Genomic DNA, 21,125 nt, shown 5'->3' on the forward strand with positions numbered 1-21,125 from the left:
CAGTTTTGTGGGAGAGTATGTCGTCGCCTTTCTTTTGAGAATCCTCATCATTCACTTGATGAGGATTTTTTTGTTTTATAAGTTTTGAATTTCAGTCCGCAGTTTTTTGGGATCTAGGTCCGGATTTCTTTATTTGAATCTGTAGTTTCTATGGGAATGGAATGCGTTAGTGATAGGAGCGGCATCCTTTTGCGGGAATCTTAAATGTCTTGTTTCCTATAAAATTCTTTCAGAAAAGATACAGCGGGAACCACGACCGGAAGCGAAACGCTCAAAATATAGTGAATCTATTCAATTTTAGGCTGGGATATTATGTTCATTCATGCTTTTTTACTATCAACTTCTTTAAATTAATATGTTTAAGCTTTAAAAAGGGAATCAAAAACGGTCTATGGACTAATTTTATCTGAATTTATTTTGAAAGTAATGTAAATAAAGAGACCTTTTTAGTATTTTAGTGGACTGAAAAATGATTATAAAAGGGTCAGAAATGAATATGCCGAATTCATTTGATGGAAAGTAAGTGATTCCTACCAAATTATAATTAGTAAATAAATTACTTTTAAATTTTAACTGATCCAGAAAACAACCTAAGAGCTTTGTTTAACTACGGATTGGTAAAACCATCAAACTATAATTTAAGATGATTCAAAAAAATATTGTACTCCTGTGCATGATATTTGCATTTGTGACAGGATTTAGCCAAGAAAAAATAAAACAATCAATCAACTCGAATTGGCAGTTTTATAAAGGGAAATTACAAACGACAGATTTAGAAAATGGAAAAAACATTGATTGGGAAGATGTCAATTTACCACACAGTTGGAATAAGTCTGATGTCATGGACGACAATTGGGGGTATTACCGAGGCGAAGGTTGGTATAAAAAAACTGTTTTTGTAAATCCGAGTTGGAAGAATAAAACCGTTTATCTTTATTTTGAAGGCGCAAACCAGACAACAGAAGTTTATATTAACGGAAAAAAAGTGGGTTCGCATATTGGTGGCTATAATTTTTTCAGCTTTCCTATAAATGATTTTCTGCAGTTTAATAATCCAGAAAAAGGAAATCAGATTGTGGTGAAAGTGGATAATAGCTATAATGAAAATATTCCGCCTCTCGATGCCGATTTTACTTTTTATGGTGGAATTTACCGCGACGTTTATTTGGTTGCCGCAAACGAAGTACATTTTGATTTGAGCAACAAAGCTTCAGATGGTGTTTTTGTGACAACACCTTCGGTTTCTGCTTCATCGGCAAATTTTCAATTGAAAGGAATTGTTGAAAATGCTTCTAATTCTTCAAAAGAAATAAAAATTACCACAAAATTATTAGACGAAAATAATGTTGAAGTTTCTAATATTACTTCCAATTTAAAACTAAAACCAAATTCAAAAACTGAATTTAAACAGCTTTCAAAAGCAATTCAGAATCCAAAATTATGGTCGCCAGATGCACCAAATCTGTATAAAGCAGTTTCTATTATTTTAGATAAAAAAACAAAACAACAATTGGATTTGTTTTCTGCTCTGGTGGGTTTCAGATGGTTTGAATTTACTGCTGACAAGGGATTTTTTCTCAACGGAAAACCAACCAAATTGATCGGTGCCAACCGTCATCAGGATTATAAAGATCTAGCGAATGCATTGCCGGATGCTTTGGCAGAAAAAGACATGCAATTGATAAAAAACATGGGGGGGAATTTTGTGCGTGTTGCACATTATCCGCAAGACCCAACAGTTTTGGAAACTTGTGATCGAATTGGGCTTTTGGCAATGGTAGAAACGCCAGAAGTAAACCGAATTACAGAAACCAAAGAATTTGAAGACAACAGTCTTGAAATGCAACGAGAAATGATCCGCCAAAGTTTTAATCACCCGAGCGTGATTGTCTGGGCGTATATGAATGAAATTCTGCTTCGTCCGAGATATGATGAAAAATCAGCAGAAAGACAAGTGTATTATAAAAACGTCGCTACTTTGGCACAAAAACTGGAAAACTTGACACGAGAAGAAGATCCGTCAAGATATACCATGATTCCTAATCATGGTGCTTTTGATTTGTATAATTCTGTTGGATTGACCAAAATTCCAATGGTTGTGGGCTGGAATTTATATCAAGGCTGGTATAGTGGCGAGTTTGGCGGTTTGGAAAAATATCTAGAAAAACACCATCAAGTATTGCCAGATAAGCCTATGGTAATCACAGAATTTGGTGCCGATGCCGACAGAAGAATGCGATCGCAAAATCCGCAGAAATTTGATAAAACAATGGAGTATGCAATGTTGTATCATAAACATTATTTAAATGCGATTCAAAATCTTGATTATGTTGCGGGAGGAACAATTTGGAATTTGGTCGAATTTAATTCGGAAGGAAGAGCCGAAAGCTGGCCTCATATGAATAACAAAGGTATTATTTCATGGGATAGAATTCCGAAAGATGCCTACTATCTTTATCAGGCAAGATTGTCTAAAAAGCCTGTGGTAAGTATTGGTTCTAAAAGCTGGACAAATCGTTCGGGAATTTTGGCTTCAGAAAATGATACTTTTTATTATGAGAATCTGGAAGTTTTTTCGAATGAAAATGAAATTACTTTAAAAGTAAATGGACAAACTTTAGACAGTCAAAAAACAAAAGAAGGTTCGGCTATTTTTAAAGTACCTTTTAAAAATGGTGCTAACCTAGTTGAAGCATTTTCGACTTCAAATGAAAGTGTAAAAGATGTTGTTGTTATACATTACACGCTTTATGCGCCAAATTTGAACAACAAAAAATATCCTTTTGAAAATATCCGAATCAGCTTGGGCGACAAACGTCAATATACAGATGAATTAATACAGCAAAATTGGATGCCAGAGCAGGAATACAAAGCTGGAAGTTGGGGTTATGTAGGTGGTCAAGTGTACAAAATGCCTGGAAATCCGCAGATTCCTTACGGAACAAATAAGTTGATAAAAGGAACTGAAAATGATCCAATTTATCAAACACAAAGAGAGGGAATAGAAGCTTTTAATTTTGATGTTCCTGACGGAAAATACGAAGTTACACTTTATTTTGCTGAGCTTGTTTCAGGAAATACAAGAGAAGCTTTGGCGTACAATTTGGCTGAGAAAAGTGTAAAAGAAGAAAAAGCTTTTAGAGTTTTTGATGTTTTGGTAAATGGTGAATTGTTTTTAGAAAATTTGGGAAATAATAATTATCTAGAACCTGAAAAAGCTGTTGATATGAAAACAACTGTTTTTGTAAAGGATGGAAAGGGAATTCGTGTTGATTTTAAAGCTAAAACAGGAAAAACGATTTTGAACGGAATTGAGTTGAAAAGAATTTTTTAATTTAAACTGCATTGAATTTCTGTGCGGAAGTTTTTTTTAAACACATAGAAACATAGATTTTTAGCTTTGAAAAGGTCTTTGAAAGAAACTTGTTTCTAACACATAGGTGTAGCGGGGAATTTGTTGAGGATTTAAAGTTTGGCAAAGTTAAATGGAGATTGAGTTTTATGCGAAAGTTTTCTAAACACATAGAAACATAGATTTTTTTAGTTTTGAAAAGGAGTTTGAAAGAAACTAGTTTCTCACACATAGACGAAGAAAGCAATTTGTTGAATTTTATTCGACCTTAGAAATCTTTAAAATAATTGTAAACAGTCAAGAATTTTATCTTAATTCTTGGCTGTTTTTTTTTGTCCTAAATTTAATTTTTTGAGTGTTTAAAACTTTAAAAATTGGCTTTTAGTGTTGGTTTTGGTCTGTTGATTAGTAAAAATCTTATTAAAAATCGGAAAAACAGTCAATCACTAATAGCCTTGTTTTTAATTGATTAAAATTCCGAAATCATTATCGTTAACAATTTTTTTTCAAAAAAAACATTTAAAATTTTTGATTTAGAATTTTTAATTTACTTTTGTTCTATCAAATTAGTAGAGTTTAAAATAAATAATATCATTTTTTTTACTGCAGAATAAAATTTTAAGGATTTTATCCGAAGAAAATTCGTTGCAAAAAACTCTATACTCACAAAGCATTAAAATTCAAAATAAGATGAATCCTTATTTAGAGGATTTAAAATGATGGAAAAAACCAAGTCGAATAATAGTAATCAAAAAAAAAGTAAAAATGAAAAAACGAATGTGCAGTAAATAAAAAACCATTTCTGTTGCAGCAGAAATGGTGAAGCTTAAAAGAAATTGTTCATCTCTATGAGGAAGCGGGAACGGAGTAAATCTATTCTTGGCTTGCCTTATTTTTTAAACCAAAACAAAGTAATGAAAAAAAAAATAAATACTTATGCATGGTTGTGCATTTTATTGATTTCCATAGGGCTTAGGGCTCAAGAAACAAAACCTTTAATCCAGTCAAAACTGGAAGGAACGGTAATCGATGCGATTACAAAAGAGCCGGTAATTGGCGCTTCGGTTAACATAAAAGGCACGACACACGGCGTGGTAACAGATTTAGATGGAAAGTTTTTTTTCCAGACAGGACAAAAATTCCCTTATACGCTTATTGTAAGTTATTTAGGTTATAAAAAAACAGAAGTTGTAGTAAATCAAAATGCTGTTGTAATTGATCTTGCAGCCGAGCAAAATGTGCTGTCTGAAGTTGTGGTTACCGCATTAGGAATTACAAAAGATAAAAAATCGTTAGGTTATACTACTCAAGCACTTAAAGGCAAAGAATTGTCAGATACAAAAGAGACTAACTTTTTGAATAGTCTTACTGGTAAATTAGCAGGTGTTCGCATCACAAATTCACAAGGCGATATGGGATCTTCGCGTATTATCATTCGTGGAGAAACTTCTATTGCAGGAAATAATCAGCCATTGTTTGTTGTAGACGGAATTCCTGTAGATAATTCACAATTGAATAGTGGAGGAGCAACCAGAGATTTTAAAAATGCAATTTCCGACTTAAATCCGCAAGATATTGAAACATTAACAGTATTAAAAGGTCCAAACGCGGCGGCACTTTATGGATCGCGTGCGGCGCATGGTGTTGTTTTGATTACTACAAAATCAGGAAAAGGCCAGAAAGGACTTGGAATTAGTGTAAATTCTGGTATTACCGTTTCTCAAGTTAGTACTTTGCCAAGTTATCAAAACACATTCGGACAAGGTTCAAACGGAAAATTCAGCTATGTTGACGGAAAAGGAGGAGGAGTGAATGATGGAGTTGATGAAAGCTGGGGACCAAAAATGGACGGGCGTTTGATTCCGCAATTTTATTCAAATGGTGTTGCAGTCCCTTTTGTCGCACATCCTAATAATGTGAAAGACTTTTTTAATACAGGACTCACTTATGACAATAGCGTTTCTGTAGCTAAATCAGATGATAAATCAGATTTCCGTTTAGGTGTAAACAATCAAAAGCAATTAGGAACGGTGCCAAACAGTGAAGTAAATAAAACAAACTTTAGCGTTAATACAAATTACCAAATATCTCCAAATATTAAAGTTGGGGTAACGGCAAATTATATTGTTACTAATGCGCCACAATTGCCAGGTGGACCATTAGGCGGGCGTGCGGCTGGTGTAATGCTTCAGTTTCTTTGGTTTGGACGTCAAGTTGATACTGATGAACTTAACAATAATTGGAACCAAAACTGGAACAACAGCTACTACAGTAATCCGTATTGGAATGCTTATTATAATACCACTAGCCAACAACGTAATCGTATAATTGGTGATATTCATTTGGATGCAAAAATTATCGACGGACTTAATTTTAGATTCCGTACAGGAGTTGATTATTATAATGACCGCAGAAAATACACGATTAAATATGGTACAAATGGAACTCCTTTCGGGTCGTATGCAGAAGATGCTTATACTGTAGATGAAAGAAATACAGAAGGAATCTTGCAATACACTAAAAAATTGAATGATGATTTTAGTCTAGATGCGCTCGGCGGATTCAATATTCGAAACCACAGCGATGCAAACAATTATCAAAAAGCACCACGTTTAGCCGTACCAGATTTATATACATTAACAAATTCTCGTGACCCTTTAACATCATCAAACACATTATCAAGATTGAGAGTTTATAGTGCTTATGCTTCGGCGCAATTAGGTTTTAGAAATTATGCGTTTTTAAACGTAACAGCTCGTAACGACTGGTCTTCAACTTTGCCAAGCAGCAACCGTTCTTATTTTTATCCTTCTATTAATGGGAGTTTAGTATTGACAGACGCTTTGAATATTAAAAGCAATACGCTTGATTTCTTAAAAGTACGTGGCGGATGGTCTGAAGTTGGTAATGATGCAGATCCGTATCAATTATCGACGGTTTATAATTTCCAAACAGCATTTGACGGAAACCCGATTCAGACTTCTTCGCAAAAGAAACTTAATGAGAACTTGAAACCAGAAACAACACGTTCAACCGAAGTTGGTTTAGAATCTTCTTTCTGGAAAAACAGACTTCATTTTGATTTTGCTTATTATAACACAAATAGTTTAGATCAAATTTTAGAAATAAAAACTACAGCAGCAAGCGGATACAATTCGCAATTGATTAATGCAGGAAAAATTAACAATCATGGTATTGAAATTCAATTGGACGGAAACCCTGTTCAAACTGAAAATTTCAAATGGAATGTAGGTGTGAATTATTCAAAAAATACCAGCAAAGTTGAGATTTTGGATTATGACAAACAGATTCAGAATTACACAATTGGTTCGTCAGGAGGCGTAGACGTGTTGGCATCTGTAGGACAGGCGTATGGAGCACTTTATGGTACGGCATATCAGCGTGATGCAAATGGGAATATTGTTGTTGGAGCAAATGGATTGCCAAAAGCAGATCCGACAAAGAAAATTTTAGGACATTATACACCAGATTATTTAGCAGGAATTACGAATACTTTGACGTATAAGAATATTGAGTTTTCATTTCTTATTGATGCAAGTGTAGGTGGTGAACTTTTCTCGGGAACAAATAGAACAGGTGATTACACAGGTGTTTTAGCGGAGACGCTTCCGGGACGCGATGCAGCAAACGGCGGATTGAATTACTACGTGTCAGGCACTACAAAAACATTGCTACCTGCTGGTGCAACGGCTCCAAATGGTGCAGTAGTATATGATGACGGAATGATTTTTAAAGGTGTTTATGCAGATGGAACACCAAATACGACATTATTAAGCGCACAAGAATATTATAAAGCATCCTACAACATCAGCGAAGCATATATTTATAGTTCAACTTTTGTAAAGATGAGAGAAATTAAATTGGCTTATAATTTCAATAAATCATTTGCGAAGAAACTTGGATTTCAAGGAGCAAGTATTACAGCCGTAGGACGTAACTTATTCTTTATTTATAAAGATGTGCCAAATATTGATCCTGAAACTGCTTTTAACACTGGAAATGCTCAAGGTTTAGAGAGTTTGGCTCTTCCAACTACGAGAAACTTCAGTTTGAATGTTAATCTTAAATTTTAAAAACACAGAATCATGCTAAAAAAATTATCATATATAACACTCTTTGCATTATCGCTAGCGGCCGTTTCTTGCAGCGATACCCTGGATGATATCAACAAAAATCCAAATGCAACAGAAACACCATTGGTGCCGTATTTGCTGACAGGATCTTTAAAACAAGGTGCCGATCTATACTGGGGAGCCGATAATAATTTTAATTCCTCTTTATTATTTGTGCAGCATTGGGCTAAAATCCAATATACTGAGCCAGATCGATATGATGTATCCAATACTTCGTTCACAACTTTGTGGAATACAGGATATGCCACTCTAATTACCGATTTGAATACGATTATTAATTTTCCAGCTGACCAAGCAAATTCAAATTATAAGGGAATTGCATTAACATTGCGTTCTTGGACATTTTTGTTGCTGACAGATGCTTACGGGAGCATTCCGTATAAAGAAGCAGGTTTAAAAGTTACTCCAGCTTATAACACACAAAAAGAAGTTTATACAGGATTACTTGAAGATTTAAAACAGGCACAGTCTTTATTGAATGCAACGAATGGTTCTGTAACTGGAGATTTGGCCTACAAAGGCGATATTTCGAAATGGAAGAAATTGGTAAATTCACTTCGTTTGCGTATTGCACTTAGAATTTCTGACAGAGAACCCGCGTTGGCAAAACAGGCAGCAATTGATGCAACATCTGATGCTGGCGGTTTGATAAGCAGCAATAATGATACATTTAAATTTACTTATATTACTTCGCCACAGCAAAATCCGGCTTCGGCTTGGTTTGAAACCCGAGATGATTTCCGTATTTCAAAAACTATGGTTGATAAGCTAAACGAGTTAGTCGATCCACGTTTGCCGGTTTATGCGCAATTGCCTTCAGATGCAAGCGTTGGGAAATATGTTGGAGGTGCAAATGGTTTGTCAAACAGTGATGCTAACAGCCAAGGTTTTGCTAAAACGTCAAAACCGGGAACGTATTTCTTGACTTCGTCATCGCCGGCCGTAATCGCTTCTTATTCAGAAACATTATTCAATCTTTCAGAAGCTGTTGCCCGTGGTTATATACCTGGTGATGCCGAACAGCTTTATAAAAGCGCGATTACAGCATCGTTCAATCAATTCGGAATTACAGATGCAACAGTTATTACTACTTATTTAAATCAGGCAACTGTAAAATATGATGCTACGAATTATGCAAAATCAATTGGTACTCAAAAATGGATCGCATTTTACGGACAAGGTCTTGATGCTTTTACCGAATGGAGAAGACTTGATTATCCGGTTTTAAAAGCGGGCCCGGCAACTGTTTTAGACGGACAGCTTCCTTCACGCTTCTTTTATCCGGGAACAGAACAATCTTTGAACGGAGTAAGTTATCAAGCAGCGGTCGCTACTCAAGGAAAAGATCTTTTAACAACAAAACTTTGGTTTGATGCAAAATAATAATGGCATCCAATTTATATATAAAAAGCTAAATCGAAAGATTTAGCTTTTTTATTTTTATACTATTTATGATTTTTCAATCGGATAAGATAGCCGTAATATGTTGTTTCCAAAATTTCATTTCTACCACTTTTTGAAATCGACATTTTTGACATTTAATTGTCTGACTGCCATTTAATAACTATAAGATAATTCTGAAACACATTTGTGTTTTCTTCAAAATTTAATTTGTTTGAATATTCTGTATTTTTTTATCTGTTTTTTTATTGATGCTATTTTTTTCCGGCAAAAAAAGCGCTGAAACGCACAAACAACACTATAGTATCCCCAAAAATGTATTTTATTACCCCTTGTCAGAACCTTTATTATTCAATTTTGCACATCTAATCATTAATCGATTTCACTTACGTCGAGGTGATTTAAAACTAACTAATTAATTAACCAAAAAGTAAAACCAAAAATGACAAATTTTATTAGGATTAAAAATGGTCCTGATTGTGTATCGGTATTTAGTTTGAAAAAGAAAATGATGATGCTCTTTGTATTGTTTTCTTTAACTCAAATCAATGGATACGCCGTTAGTGCCAAAAGTGCAAAAGATCATCTGAATGTAAATTTTCAAAAAAACATCAAAGGACAAGTCAATGATGAAAATGGTATGCCTTTGCCAGGTGTTACCGTTTTAGAAAAAGGAAGCAAAAATGCTGCCTTGACAGATTTTGACGGAAAATTTACTTTGAAAGTTGAGAACGACAATGCGGTATTGGTAATCTCTTTTCTAGGTTACAAAACGATGGAAGTTTCAGTAAAAGGTGAAGCTTCAATTAACGTAAAACTGCAAAAAGCAACTACTTCATTAGACGAAGTTGTGGTAGTAGGTTACGGTAAAATGAAGAAAAAAGACTTAACTGGAGCAATTGTTCAAGTAACACCTGACAAGCTTGCAAACCAAAACCCACAAACAGTTCAGGATATCTTAAGAGGTACTCCGGGTGTTAGAGTAGGTTATGATCCTTCTGCAAAAGGAGGAGGAAGCATCCAGATTCGTGGACAGACTTCTGTGTATACTGCTAGTTCAGATACAAAAGTGGGAGGACCTCATAATTCACCACTTATTATTTTAGATGGAATGCAGTTTTATGGTGAATTATCAGAAATCAATCCTGATGATATTCAGCAACTTGATATCCTAAAAGATGCATCGGCAGCATCTGTATACGGATCGAGAGCGGCAGCAGGGGTTATTCTTATTTCAACTAAAAAAGGTAAAACAGGAAAACCAATCATTAGTTTTACAACAAACACCACAATTAGCAATAAGAGTGCTTATCGTGGCGTGTATTCCCCAGAAGGATACTTGAAATACCGTGAAGATTGGGAAACTGCTCAAACTTATGGTGTAAACCCAGCAACTAAACAATACGAAGCATGGATTGCTGGAACAGTTGCAAATGGGAAACCTGGATATTTTTCAAATCCAAATGATTTAGGAAAATGGGGAATTTCTGAAGCGCAGTGGCTTGCTTATCAGCCAGCTACTCAAACAGCAGGAAAAAGCAGCAAGGAAGTTTGGGGAACACGTTTAGGATTGAATTTTGATCCTTCATTAATGGCAAATTTCTTGGCAGACAAAACTCATGATTGGAGCAATAGTTCTTTTAGAACCGGAATTAACCATGACAATAATTTAAGTGTTTCTGGAGCAAGCGACAAGGTAAACTACTACATGTCTTTTGGTTATTTGACTTCAGAAGGAGCGATTGTTGGAAACGATTATAAATCGGCTCGTTCTAACATGAAAGTTGATGCTAAAATTACAGATTGGCTTGACTTTAGTGCAAATGTTAATTTCCAAGATCGTTCAGACGGAGATATTACACCTAACCTAGGAACAGCTGCCGGTGATAACAACATGATGAGAACAAGCCCTTTTGGAACTTTTATCGATGCAAATGGCAACTATGAGAGACAACCAATGGGTAAAAACGTTTCTGGACAGAACTATAATTACTACTACGAGCGTCAATTTATTGAGCAAGAGAGAGGATATGTGACCTTGAATTCTGTTTTCAATACAAAGGTAACATTGCCTTTAGGTATTACGTATTCATTTAACATTGCTCCTCGTTACCAATTTTATCACAGACGTGATTTTAGATCAACACAAAATCCAAACTGGGCTCCAGCGACTACTGGAGCAGTTAGAAATAATGAAATGAGGTTTGATTATAACCTTAACAACACATTAGCATGGGATTACACGATTGCTGAAAAACATCATATCATTGCAACTTTTGTTCAGGAAGCTGAAGAGCGTCGTTTTTGGTCTGATGGAATGGATGCTAATAATATTCAACCTTCAGATGCTTTAGGGTTTCACAATGTTAATACTGCAACATTAGCAAACAGTGTACTTAGATCAAATGATACGCATGAAACGGCAGATGCATTGATGGGAAGACTTTTCTATTCATTTGATAACCGTTATATGTTTACAGCAACTATTCGTCGTGATGGATATTCAGCATTTGGTGCTACAGATCCTTATGCGGTTTTCCCTTCTTTTGGGGTTGCATGGAACTTTAAAAATGAAAACTGGTTTAAATGGGATGCCATGAGCACTGGTAAATTGCGTTTGTCTTGGGGTAAAAATGGAAATAGAGCACTTGCTGATCCGTACATTTCTCTAGCAAACTTAGTAAGCAATGGAACAATGGGTTATTTAGATGCTTCAGGAAAAGCACTTGAAATGAAGTATTTATCACTTGATCGTATGGCAAATCCAAATTTACAATGGGAAAAAACTACATCTACTAATATTGGTCTTGATTTAGGTTTCTTGCATGATCGTATTACTGCTACTTTAGATCTTTACAAGACAGCTACTCATGATATGATTATGAGCCAATCGTTGCCTGGTTTCACTGGATTCTCATCAATTGCAACCAACCTTGGAGAGGTTCAAAATAAAGGTTTTGAATTTAGTATTAACACTCTAAATATGAAAAAACCAAACTTTGAGTGGCGTACTACATTTGGTATTTCTTATAATGAAAATAAAATTATCTCATTATACGGAAACATGGTAGATATTAAAGATGCAAATGGTAATGTTATTGGGAAAAAAGAGGGTGATGATTCAACTAACGGATGGTTTATCGGAAGACCAATTTCTCAAATTTGGGATTATAAAGTAACTGGAATTTGGCAAAAAGACGAGTGGAAAGAAGCTCAAAGATATGGACAGCGTCCTGGAGATCCAAAAGTTGAAAACAGCTATACAGCAGATGATATTGATGCAGTAGATGCAGATGGTGTTGCTTACAAAAAAGCAGTTTATAACGAAAAAGATAAGCAGTTTTTAGGAAATACAAATCCTCCAGTACAGTGGACTTTGCGTAATGATTTCAAGATTTACAAAAACTGGGATTTAGGAATCAGCATGTATTCTTATAATGGCGGAAAATCACTTAGTTCAATTTACATGAATACATTCAACGATGCGAGTTTGTATAAATTCAACTTTAATCCATATGTAAATCCGTATTGGACACTTGACAATCCAACAAATGAGTGGGCGCGTCTTGATGCTAAAGGACCTGCTGGAACTCCAGCCGCTCCAGGAAGATTATACGATCGTAGTTTCATTCGTCTAGATAATATTTCGCTAGCTTATACGCTTCCTAGAGATCTTTTAGATCGTGCACATATTAAAAATATCAAAATTTATGCTTCTGTTCAAAACGTAGCGACATGGTCTGCTTCTAAAGAATGGAAATATTTTGGAGATCCAGAAACAGGAGGATTGGCTACAAGACAATTTAATTTAGGTTTTAATTTCCAACTTTAAAATTTACTCAACAATGAAAAAATATATAAAAAACAAAATAACAAGACTGGTGCCTTTTGCAGTATTGGCAGTGATGGCTAGCTCTTGTTCAAAAGATTTCCTCGATGCGGATCCTCTTTCGTTTTATGATCCAGCAACTACATTTACAACAGAGGCTGGTTTGCAGGCTACGTTAGCACAGTGTGATAAACAGTTGCGTAATAATTATATTCATTACAGTTTTTCTGGTGTGAGTGTGCCTATTGGTACAGAGTACCTTTTCTCTGATATGGCACAATATGGAAAAACGGATACTGGAAGTAATATTGCTGATTATGCAGCTACTATAGTGCCTTCTGCCGGGACAGATATATATCGTAGAGAGCCAAGTGGTGAATCGATTTACCTTGGTTTCCTTTGGACTGAAGCTTACACGGGTATTAAAAATGCTAATACAGTGTTAACTTATATTGGGAATGTAACAAGTTTATCTGAAGAGGTTAAAAACAAATATATTGGTCAGGCTTATTTTCACAGAGCTTACCGTTATCTTAATTTAGTGTATGAATTTGGAGATATTCCATTGATTACTAAAATTTTGGAAGTTCCAAAACAAAGTTATTATTCTACTAAAAAAGAGGCTATTATCGAAATGATTACGGCTGATATGGAAAAAGCTGTTCAATGGGTACCAGACCAATCAAAAATTGGATATGTAGGTATGGTTAGCAAAGGTGCTTGTCGTCAACTACTAATCAAATGTTATTTAGCTTCTGGAAGATTTGCTGATGCTGAAGCTCAAGCTAATATTTTGATTAATCAATCTGGTTATTCTTTGGTACAAGGCAATTTAGGAATTTTTGATCCGGGTGGAAATCCTACTGCGTGGCCAATTACCAGAAACGTAATCTGGGATTTGCACAGACCTGAGAACAAAGTAATCGCTGCGAATACTGAAGCGATTTTAGTTGCACCAAACGGAGGAGCACAGTCATTCTTGGCATTTGCTTCAATGAGAATCTTTGGACCAAACTGGAATGATGCCAACTTGATTACTCCTGATGGTAAAACTGCAGCACCTCGTTTTCCATTGACTGACAAAACGAATTACAATGCAAAATATGATTACCAAAGAGCGATCGGACGTGGTATTGGTACAATCAGTGGTTCTTATTATTCACAACATCCTATGTGGGTTGTGAATGGCGTTGAGGATAAACAAGATCTTAGACACAACAGTACTGTTGGTAACTGGGTGAATATGGAAGACCTTAAATATGCTCCTGGAGCAGGAGGAAGTGCTACATGGGCTGGACAAAATTTCAGAATGAAAGATGCTGCAGGTAAATTATTAGCGCAAGATTCTATTCGTGATTGGTATGATTTTCCTCATTACAAAATCTTTTATCATGACGTTGTGGCTGAGGCTAATCCAGCAGCAAATGATTTTCAGGGAGCTACTGCAGGAGCAAGTGCACACATGTATATCTATCGTTTAGCTGAAACATATTTATTGCGTGCAGAAGCTCGTTTCTATCAAGGAAATGTTACTGGAGCTGCTCAGGATGTGAATGTTGTAAGAGCAAGAGCAAAAGCGTCTCAAATGTATACAACGGTAACTATTGGTGATATTTGTGCAGAAAGAGGAAGAGAGCTTTATATGGAAGAGTGGAGAAATGTTGAGTTAAAACGTATTTCACACTGTTTAGCTATGAGCGGAAAACCTGATGAATGGGGTAATACGTATAATTTAGCAACTTGGGACAAACAATCAGGAACAGACAAAACTGGAGGAAGTTATTGGTGGCAGCGAATCGTTCATTATACACTTTACAACAAATATCCAGCTGGTATTTCTCTTAAACCAGGTGTAAAGTTTTATACTATGGACAAACGCAACAATTACTGGCCAATTCCGTTTAAACTTGCTATTGAGCCTAATATCAAAGGTCAGTTAAGTCAGAACTATGGTTATGATGGCTATAATGAAGCAGTTAAAGTTTGGGATAAATGGCAAGATGCTGTTGCAGATGAAAGTAAAATTTAAATTTAGTTTTATTTTGCCCCTAAATTAAGTTTCAGAAATAAAACAACAGAATAAATAGCTTCTTAAATATTCAAAGAAGCGAAAGTAAAAACGAGTTAATGTATATTAACTCGTTTTTTTATTTTAGAAAATATTAACCCGTTGGGTGAAATTAATTTAAACACATAGTCCCGAAGCCTCGGGATAGATTTAGAAAGCGCAAAAAAGGCGTTTCACTTGTTTTAAATAAACATAGTTAGCTATGTGTTAGAAACTAGTTTCTTTTTAGTGTCTTTTCTAGAAATAAAATCTATGTTTCTATGTGTTTAATAAAAAAGTATGAATTACACCCAACGGGTAAAATATTAATAATTTTTTATGTAAAAAGTGTGCAGACGCACTAAATAATGATGCGTATATTTGGGAGAGTAAATAATAATAATGCGATCTATGAAGAAAATTGGATTTTTATCATTTGGGCATTGGGCAAATCATCCATCTTATAAAGCTCGCACGGCAAGCGATACGCTTCTTCAGTCTATCGATTTAGCGGTTGCTGCAGAGGAAATAGGTATAGATGGCGCTTATTTTAGAGTACATCATTTTGCACGACAATTAGCATCACCTTTTCCGTTGCTTTCTGCGATTGGTGCAAAAACGAGCAAAATCGAAATTGGAACCGGAGTTATCGATATGCGTTACGAAAATCCGCTATATATGGTGGAGGACGCTGGTGCAGCCGACTTAATTTCAGAAGGGCGATTACAATTAGGAATCAGTAGAGGATCACCAGAACAAGTTATTGATGGCTGGCGTTCTTTTGGTTATGAACCGTTAGAAGGAGAAACTGACGCCGATATGGGACGTAAAAAAGCATTGGAGTTTTTAAAAAGACTTGACGGCGAAGGATTTGCAGAACCAAATCCGTTTCCTATGTTTCCAAATCCACCTGGCTTATTGCGACTTGAACCTTATTCTGAAGGATTACGTGAACGAATTTGGTGGGGAGCAGCATCGAATGCAACTGCTGTCTGGGCAGCCGAAAACGGAATGCACTTGCAAAGTTCTACTTTGAAATATGACGAAAACGGCAAACCTTTCCATATTCAACAAGCAGAACAAATCAGATTGTATAAAGAAGCTTGGAAAAAAGCGGGACATTCACGCGAACCTAGAGTTTCCGTTAGTCGTTCTATTTTTGCATTGGTAACTGATCAGGATAAATTTTATTTTGGCGATCAAGGCAGAGGATCTGATAGTTTTGGAAATATTGAAAGTGATAAACGCGCTATTTTTGGAAAAAGTTATGCAGCCGAACCTGAGCAGCTTATTAAAGAACTAGCAGAAGATGAAGCGATTCAAGAAGCCGATACACTGCTCTTGACAATTCCTAATACTTTAGGGGTTGAGTATAACGTACATATTCTTTCTTCAATACTAAAATATGTTGCTCCAGAATTGGGTTGGCGTTAAAATTTTTCAGAATAATTATAAAAAGCTCCCTTTTTTAAGGGAGTTTTTTTACTATTAACAGCATCGTTTCAAAAGAAAAATAAAAAAATATGCAAACAATATTAGGTGCAAACGGACAAATAGGAGAAGAACTGGCAAGAGAATTGAAACGAAATTTTACTTCAGATATTCGAGTTGTCAGCAGAAAAGTAAAAAAGATAAACGATACAGATACTGTATTTTCTGCCGATTTATCTATTAAAGAAGAGGCAATTGAAGCTGTAAAAGGAAGTGAAATTGCTTATTTTACTTTAGGTCTTCCAATGGATTCTGATTTATGGGAAAAACAATTTTTGGATATCACACGAAATGTAATTGAAGCCTGTAAAATAAACGGAACAAAATTGGTTTTCTTTGATAATACGTATATGTATCCGCAAGATAATCGTGTACTTACTGAAGAAACAATTTTTGCTCCAGTTGGAAGAAAAGGAAAAGTACGAAAAGCAATGGCTGAAATGGTTTTAAATGAAATGAAATCTGGCAAATTGCAAGCAGTTATTTGCAGAGCACCTGAATTTTATGGGCCTGGAAAAACACAAAGCATCACGAATACTTTGATTTTTAATACTATAAAAGAAAATAAAAAATTAAAAGTACCATTGAAAGACAACAAATTACGAAGTCTGATTTGGACGCCAGACGCAAGCAGGGCAACAGCATTAATTGGCAATACTCCCGATGCTTTTGGGCAGACTTGGCATTTGCCTATTGATGATAATAGAGTAACCTATAAACAATTTATAGCATTGTCTTCAAAAATTTTTGGGAAAGAATTGAAATACGCAGTTCTTCCAAATTTTGTTTTTAAGATTGGCGCATTATTTAATAAAAGACTGAAAGAATTGCAGGAATTGCTTCCAAGATACAAATACGATAATTTATTTGATGATTCAAAATTTAGAAAGCGTTTTCCTGATTTTAAGATAACAACTTATAAAGAAGGAATTGAGCAAATCAAGAATGAACAGTTGTAAAAAAAATATAATTGTTGAGTCATTTTTTTAAGATTTTGCTTTTGAGATTCCTTGCTAAAACTCAAATAAATTTTATCTTTGGCACTACAATGCTCCAACAAACACTAAAAAAATGGTTGAACCAATTTAAGCAGTACTTTTTTACGTACAGCAATGGCTTCTATCATCTTCCTTACAGCAGTAAAACTCCAGAAGATCTTGTGGAGAGTTTAGCCAATTACCCTTTTATGAAGCATGATAGAGTAAAGCAAAGTGTTTACGCTAATACGCCATTTTGCTCGGGAGGCTTCAATTATCAAAAATTAGAAGAAGGACTTTGGGTTATTTATTCTAAAATGAGATACAAAACTAATGTAGCTTTTGATCTCGTTTATGATGACCCAGCCGAAATGAAAATTGAAGATAAAGGCTACTATATGCTTAGCCTTAATAATGTTACAAGTCAGCCAATAATCGATTTGAAAATTTGTGAAAAGCAATTATGTTTTGCAAATTATAGCTGGACATTTTTTAAGCCAAAAGAACGAAATTGCGATGTAAATTTTAAAGGGGCAAATAATAAATACATCACTTTGTATTTTAATGAAGAATGGCTTCAAAAAAATCTGCTTCAAAACAGTTTGTTTTCAGAAGTTGGATTGGATAAATTTATTGCGTCTGATCAACCGTATATAGCTTGGCCTATTGATGAAAAAGATGAGCTAGTGAAAAACTTTGGTATTTTTGACGAAGTTATGAATATGAATAATGAAGCGAATCATATTGATTTTCTTCAATTTAAGCTCTGTACTTTAAATCTTATTTTCGGTTTTTTAAGAACTTGTCGCGATCATCAAGTAATTGAAAAACATTTTGCAATTGATTATGAAGATAAATTCAGCATCAACAAAGTGGAGAATTATTTGACGAGCAATCTTTATGATAAATTCCCTGGAATTGACTTTTTGGCTGAAAAATTCAAAATTTCAGAAAGCAAACTCAAATCTGAATTCAAGCAATTTTTTGGAAAACCGATCTACAAATATTTCCAAGAAAAACAAATGCAGTTGGCCAAAGAACTCATTATCGAAAATAAATTTTTGATAAAGGAGATTTCGTATAAATTGGGTTACGAAAATACCAGCAAATTTACTGCAGTTTTTAAAAAACACCATGGTATTCTGCCTTCCGAACTGCAAAAGCAGGAATATGATGTAGCGGTTTAATAACCTTTTTTATTTTTCTTCTAATTTTTATGCCACAAAAAAAACTTTTTGGGCTATAGATTTTCTATGTCAAAACTTTTTGGAGTGTTTTTGAGCGTGTTCACTTGTCTAATTTTGCGGGCAGATTCTTTAAATGTTGTAAATACATTTTTTATAAATGTATAATACAGAAATGTACTGACTACTTATTTTATTGAGTTTGAATCCAAAAAAGTTAACAAACTAAACCCTAAATATGACGAAAAAACTACTTTTAATTTTTACATTTTTCCTTATTGTTTTTACTTCATCCAACGTGTTTGGACAAAATACATTTTATTATAGTAAAACAGATATAAATTGTGCTTCACCAACTGGCTCAATTACAATGTATGGTTTTTCAGGTGGCTCCTTTCCATTTACTTACATTTGGTCAAATGGAGCAACAACAAGTAGTCTATCAAATTTAAATGCAGGAAGTTACATGGTAACTGCAAAGGATAGATATGGTTTGACTGCAACGACGGTTGTGACAATAAATACATATAAAGCAATAGCAGTGCAAACAAATGCCTCATGCGGAGGTGGTACAACTGGTTCTGCAACTGTGGCAGTCAAAGGAGGTTCAGAAAATTACAGTTATAGCTGGAATACACCAACTATACAAACTACACAATCAGTAAGTGGGCTCACGGCAGGAGCCTATACAGTAACTGTTACTGATAATACAACTCATTGTGTTACAAAGGGTATTGTAGATATTAATCTCAATGCTACAACTTCTATAGGTAACCCAGAAGTTTATGGCGATAATGTTTGGAATGTTTATGCTTGGAATAAAGGCGTTGTTAGTAATAAAGCTTGGCAATCTGATTATTCGGGTTATTTTACGGCTAACTCATTAAGTTTTAATTCTGAGGATTATTTTGAAGATTATGATACTCCCTCTTCAGTAGGAAATTATCAAGGATGTAGAGTAAATGGCGATGATCACTCTTGGAGTGCAAAAAGGCAAGGATTTCCTTGTGGCTATTATAAAATAGATATACCAATGCATGATGATTGGGTTAGACTTTATATTGATGGAGTTTTAGTTTTAAGTGATAATAATTGTTGTGAATCGCATACAAATGTTTGGGAAGGCTTTTTGGATAGCAATAGCAAAGTTGAATTTCAAATTGCTGAAGAGTGGGGGCAGTCAAGAGGGAATATTGAATTAACGATGATTGAACCCAAAGCAGTTATTACCAATGTGTCATGCAATGGTGGAAATAGTGGAGCAATTACGCTGCCAAGTTTAACAAATGGAACTTATACTTATAATTGGAGCGACGGAGTAACTACAAAAGATAGAACAGGATTAATGGCAGGAGATTATACGGTAACTATTACATCTCCAACTGGTTGCTCGAAAACGATCACATATACTGTTTCTCAAGGTATCGTTATTACTCCTTTCCAAACTAATGTATCTAAAAAGGGGCAAAAGGATGGTTCTATTGCAGTAGTAGCGACTGGAGGAAGCGAACCGTATTCCTATTCGTGGTCACCATCAGTTTCTTTATTTCCAATATTTGGGCAAAATTCTTCAATAGCGACGGGACTTGGTCTAGGTACTTATACAGTAACTGTAACTGATGCAAATTTGTGCATGGCAACTCAAAGTTTTAGTATTACAGAAGCAGATGAGCTTGTGGCAACAGCTGTCGCTCAAACTAACGTTTCATGCTATGGAGGTGCTACAGGATCAGCAACAATAAGTGCAACAGGTGGAACAGCTCCATATTCGTATTTGTGGTATCATTCAGGTAGTACTGACGCAACAGCTTCCGGTCTTATTGCAGGAACCTACACAGTAGCTGTTATAGATGCAAATTATATTTCAGTAAATAAAGATTTTACAATTACAGAACCAGATGCTTTAGTAGCATCACAAGGTTCTCAAACAAATATTGCTTGTCATGGCGACAAAACGGGGTCTGCCACAGTAAGCGTTACAGGTGGAACTGAAGCATATTCTTATTCTTGGTCTCCGTCAGGTGGAACTTCAGCGACAGCCACAAGGCTTGGCGCAGGAACTTACACTGTAACCGTTACAGATGCAAATTCTTGCACAACAACACAAAGTTTCACAATCACAGAACCAGATGCTTTAGTAGCATCAGTAGATTCACAAACCAATATTGTTACTTGTCATGGTGACAAAACTGGATCAGCGACAGTTGGCGTAACAGGCGGAACAGGAGCATATTCTTATTCTTGGTCTCCGTCAGGCGGAACTTCGGCGACAGCTACAGGACTTGGAGGTGGAACTTACACCGTAACGGTTACAGATGCAAATTTGTGCACTACAACACAAAGTTTTACCATTACAGAACCAGATGCACTTGTAGCATCAATAGATTCTCAGACAAATATTGCTTGCCACGGCGACAAAACTGGATCAGCGACAGTTGGCGTTACGGGAGGAACAGGAGCATATTCTTATTCTTGGTCTCCGTCAGGCGGAACTTCGGCGACAGCTACAGGACTTGGAGCTGGAACTTATACAGTAACTGTTACAGATGCAAATTTGTGTACAGCAACACAGAATTTCATAATCACTGAGCCAGATGCACTTGTAGCAACTGCAGATTCTCAGACAAATATTGCTTGCCACGGCGACAAAACTGGATCAGCGACAGTTGGCGTTACGGGAGGAACAGGAG

Annotated in this window: 8 protein-coding genes and 1 pseudogene; all 9 read left to right on the plus strand. The window is 35.4% G+C overall.

The genetic code is table 11. The annotated features are described in order from the left end of the window. Positions 1-643: 643 nt before the first annotated feature. Positions 644-3,334 (plus strand): glycoside hydrolase family 2 TIM barrel-domain containing protein, encoded by a 2,691-nt coding sequence (locus FND99_RS19950; protein WP_211356647.1) that lies wholly within the window; start codon positions 644-646, stop codon positions 3,332-3,334. Positions 3,335-4,266: 932 nt separating this feature from the next. Next, positions 4,267-7,446, plus strand: coding sequence for a SusC/RagA family TonB-linked outer membrane protein (locus tag FND99_RS19955; protein ID WP_144339684.1), 3,180 nt, complete (start codon positions 4,267-4,269; stop codon positions 7,444-7,446). 12 nt (positions 7,447-7,458) lie between these two features. Beyond that, complete coding sequence (locus FND99_RS19960; protein WP_144339685.1) at positions 7,459-8,889, plus strand: SusD/RagB family nutrient-binding outer membrane lipoprotein; 1,431 nt, start codon at positions 7,459-7,461, stop codon at positions 8,887-8,889. A 460-nt stretch (positions 8,890-9,349) separates the two neighbouring features. Next, entirely contained in the window at positions 9,350-12,739 is a 3,390-nt protein-coding gene (locus tag FND99_RS19965) for a SusC/RagA family TonB-linked outer membrane protein (protein ID WP_144339686.1), read from the plus strand. Positions 12,740-12,752: 13 nt separating this feature from the next. Continuing rightward, positions 12,753-14,765, plus strand: a complete 2,013-nt coding sequence (locus tag FND99_RS19970) for a RagB/SusD family nutrient uptake outer membrane protein (protein ID WP_144339687.1) — start codon at positions 12,753-12,755, stop codon at positions 14,763-14,765. Positions 14,766-15,194: 429 nt separating this feature from the next. Then, positions 15,195-16,217, plus strand: a complete 1,023-nt coding sequence (locus tag FND99_RS19975) for an LLM class flavin-dependent oxidoreductase (RefSeq protein WP_144339688.1) — start codon at positions 15,195-15,197, stop codon at positions 16,215-16,217. Between the two features lie 89 nt (positions 16,218-16,306). Continuing rightward, positions 16,307-17,233 carry an NAD-dependent epimerase/dehydratase family protein gene (locus tag FND99_RS19980; protein WP_144339689.1) on the plus strand — a complete coding sequence of 309 codons (927 nt, stop codon included), beginning with the start codon at positions 16,307-16,309 and terminating at the stop codon, positions 17,231-17,233. Positions 17,234-17,349: 116 nt separating this feature from the next. Continuing rightward, positions 17,350-18,438 (plus strand): helix-turn-helix domain-containing protein, encoded by a 1,089-nt coding sequence (locus FND99_RS19985; RefSeq protein WP_162615580.1) that lies wholly within the window; start codon positions 17,350-17,352, stop codon positions 18,436-18,438. Positions 18,439-18,673: 235 nt separating this feature from the next. Beyond that, positions 18,674-21,125: pseudogene (locus FND99_RS19990) on the plus strand (hypothetical protein); the annotation flags it as partial.

This window comes from Flavobacterium daemonense (genome assembly GCF_007341385.1).
GTDB classification, from domain to species: Bacteria; Bacteroidota; Bacteroidia; order Flavobacteriales; family Flavobacteriaceae; genus Flavobacterium; species Flavobacterium daemonense.

Bases quoted from the DNA above. Each gene is read 5' to 3' on its own strand.
- FND99_RS19950 (WP_211356647.1), top strand. From the start codon at position 644: ATGATTCAAAAAAATATTGTACTCCTGTGCATGATATTTGCATTTGTG.
- FND99_RS19955 (WP_144339684.1), top strand. From the start codon at position 4,267: ATGAAAAAAAAAATAAATACTTATGCATGGTTGTGCATTTTATTGATT.
- FND99_RS19960 (WP_144339685.1), top strand. From the start codon at position 7,459: ATGCTAAAAAAATTATCATATATAACACTCTTTGCATTATCGCTAGCG.
- FND99_RS19965 (WP_144339686.1), top strand. From the start codon at position 9,350: ATGACAAATTTTATTAGGATTAAAAATGGTCCTGATTGTGTATCGGTA.
- FND99_RS19970 (WP_144339687.1), top strand. From the start codon at position 12,753: ATGAAAAAATATATAAAAAACAAAATAACAAGACTGGTGCCTTTTGCA.
- FND99_RS19975 (WP_144339688.1), top strand. From the start codon at position 15,195: ATGAAGAAAATTGGATTTTTATCATTTGGGCATTGGGCAAATCATCCA.
- FND99_RS19980 (WP_144339689.1), top strand. From the start codon at position 16,307: ATGCAAACAATATTAGGTGCAAACGGACAAATAGGAGAAGAACTGGCA.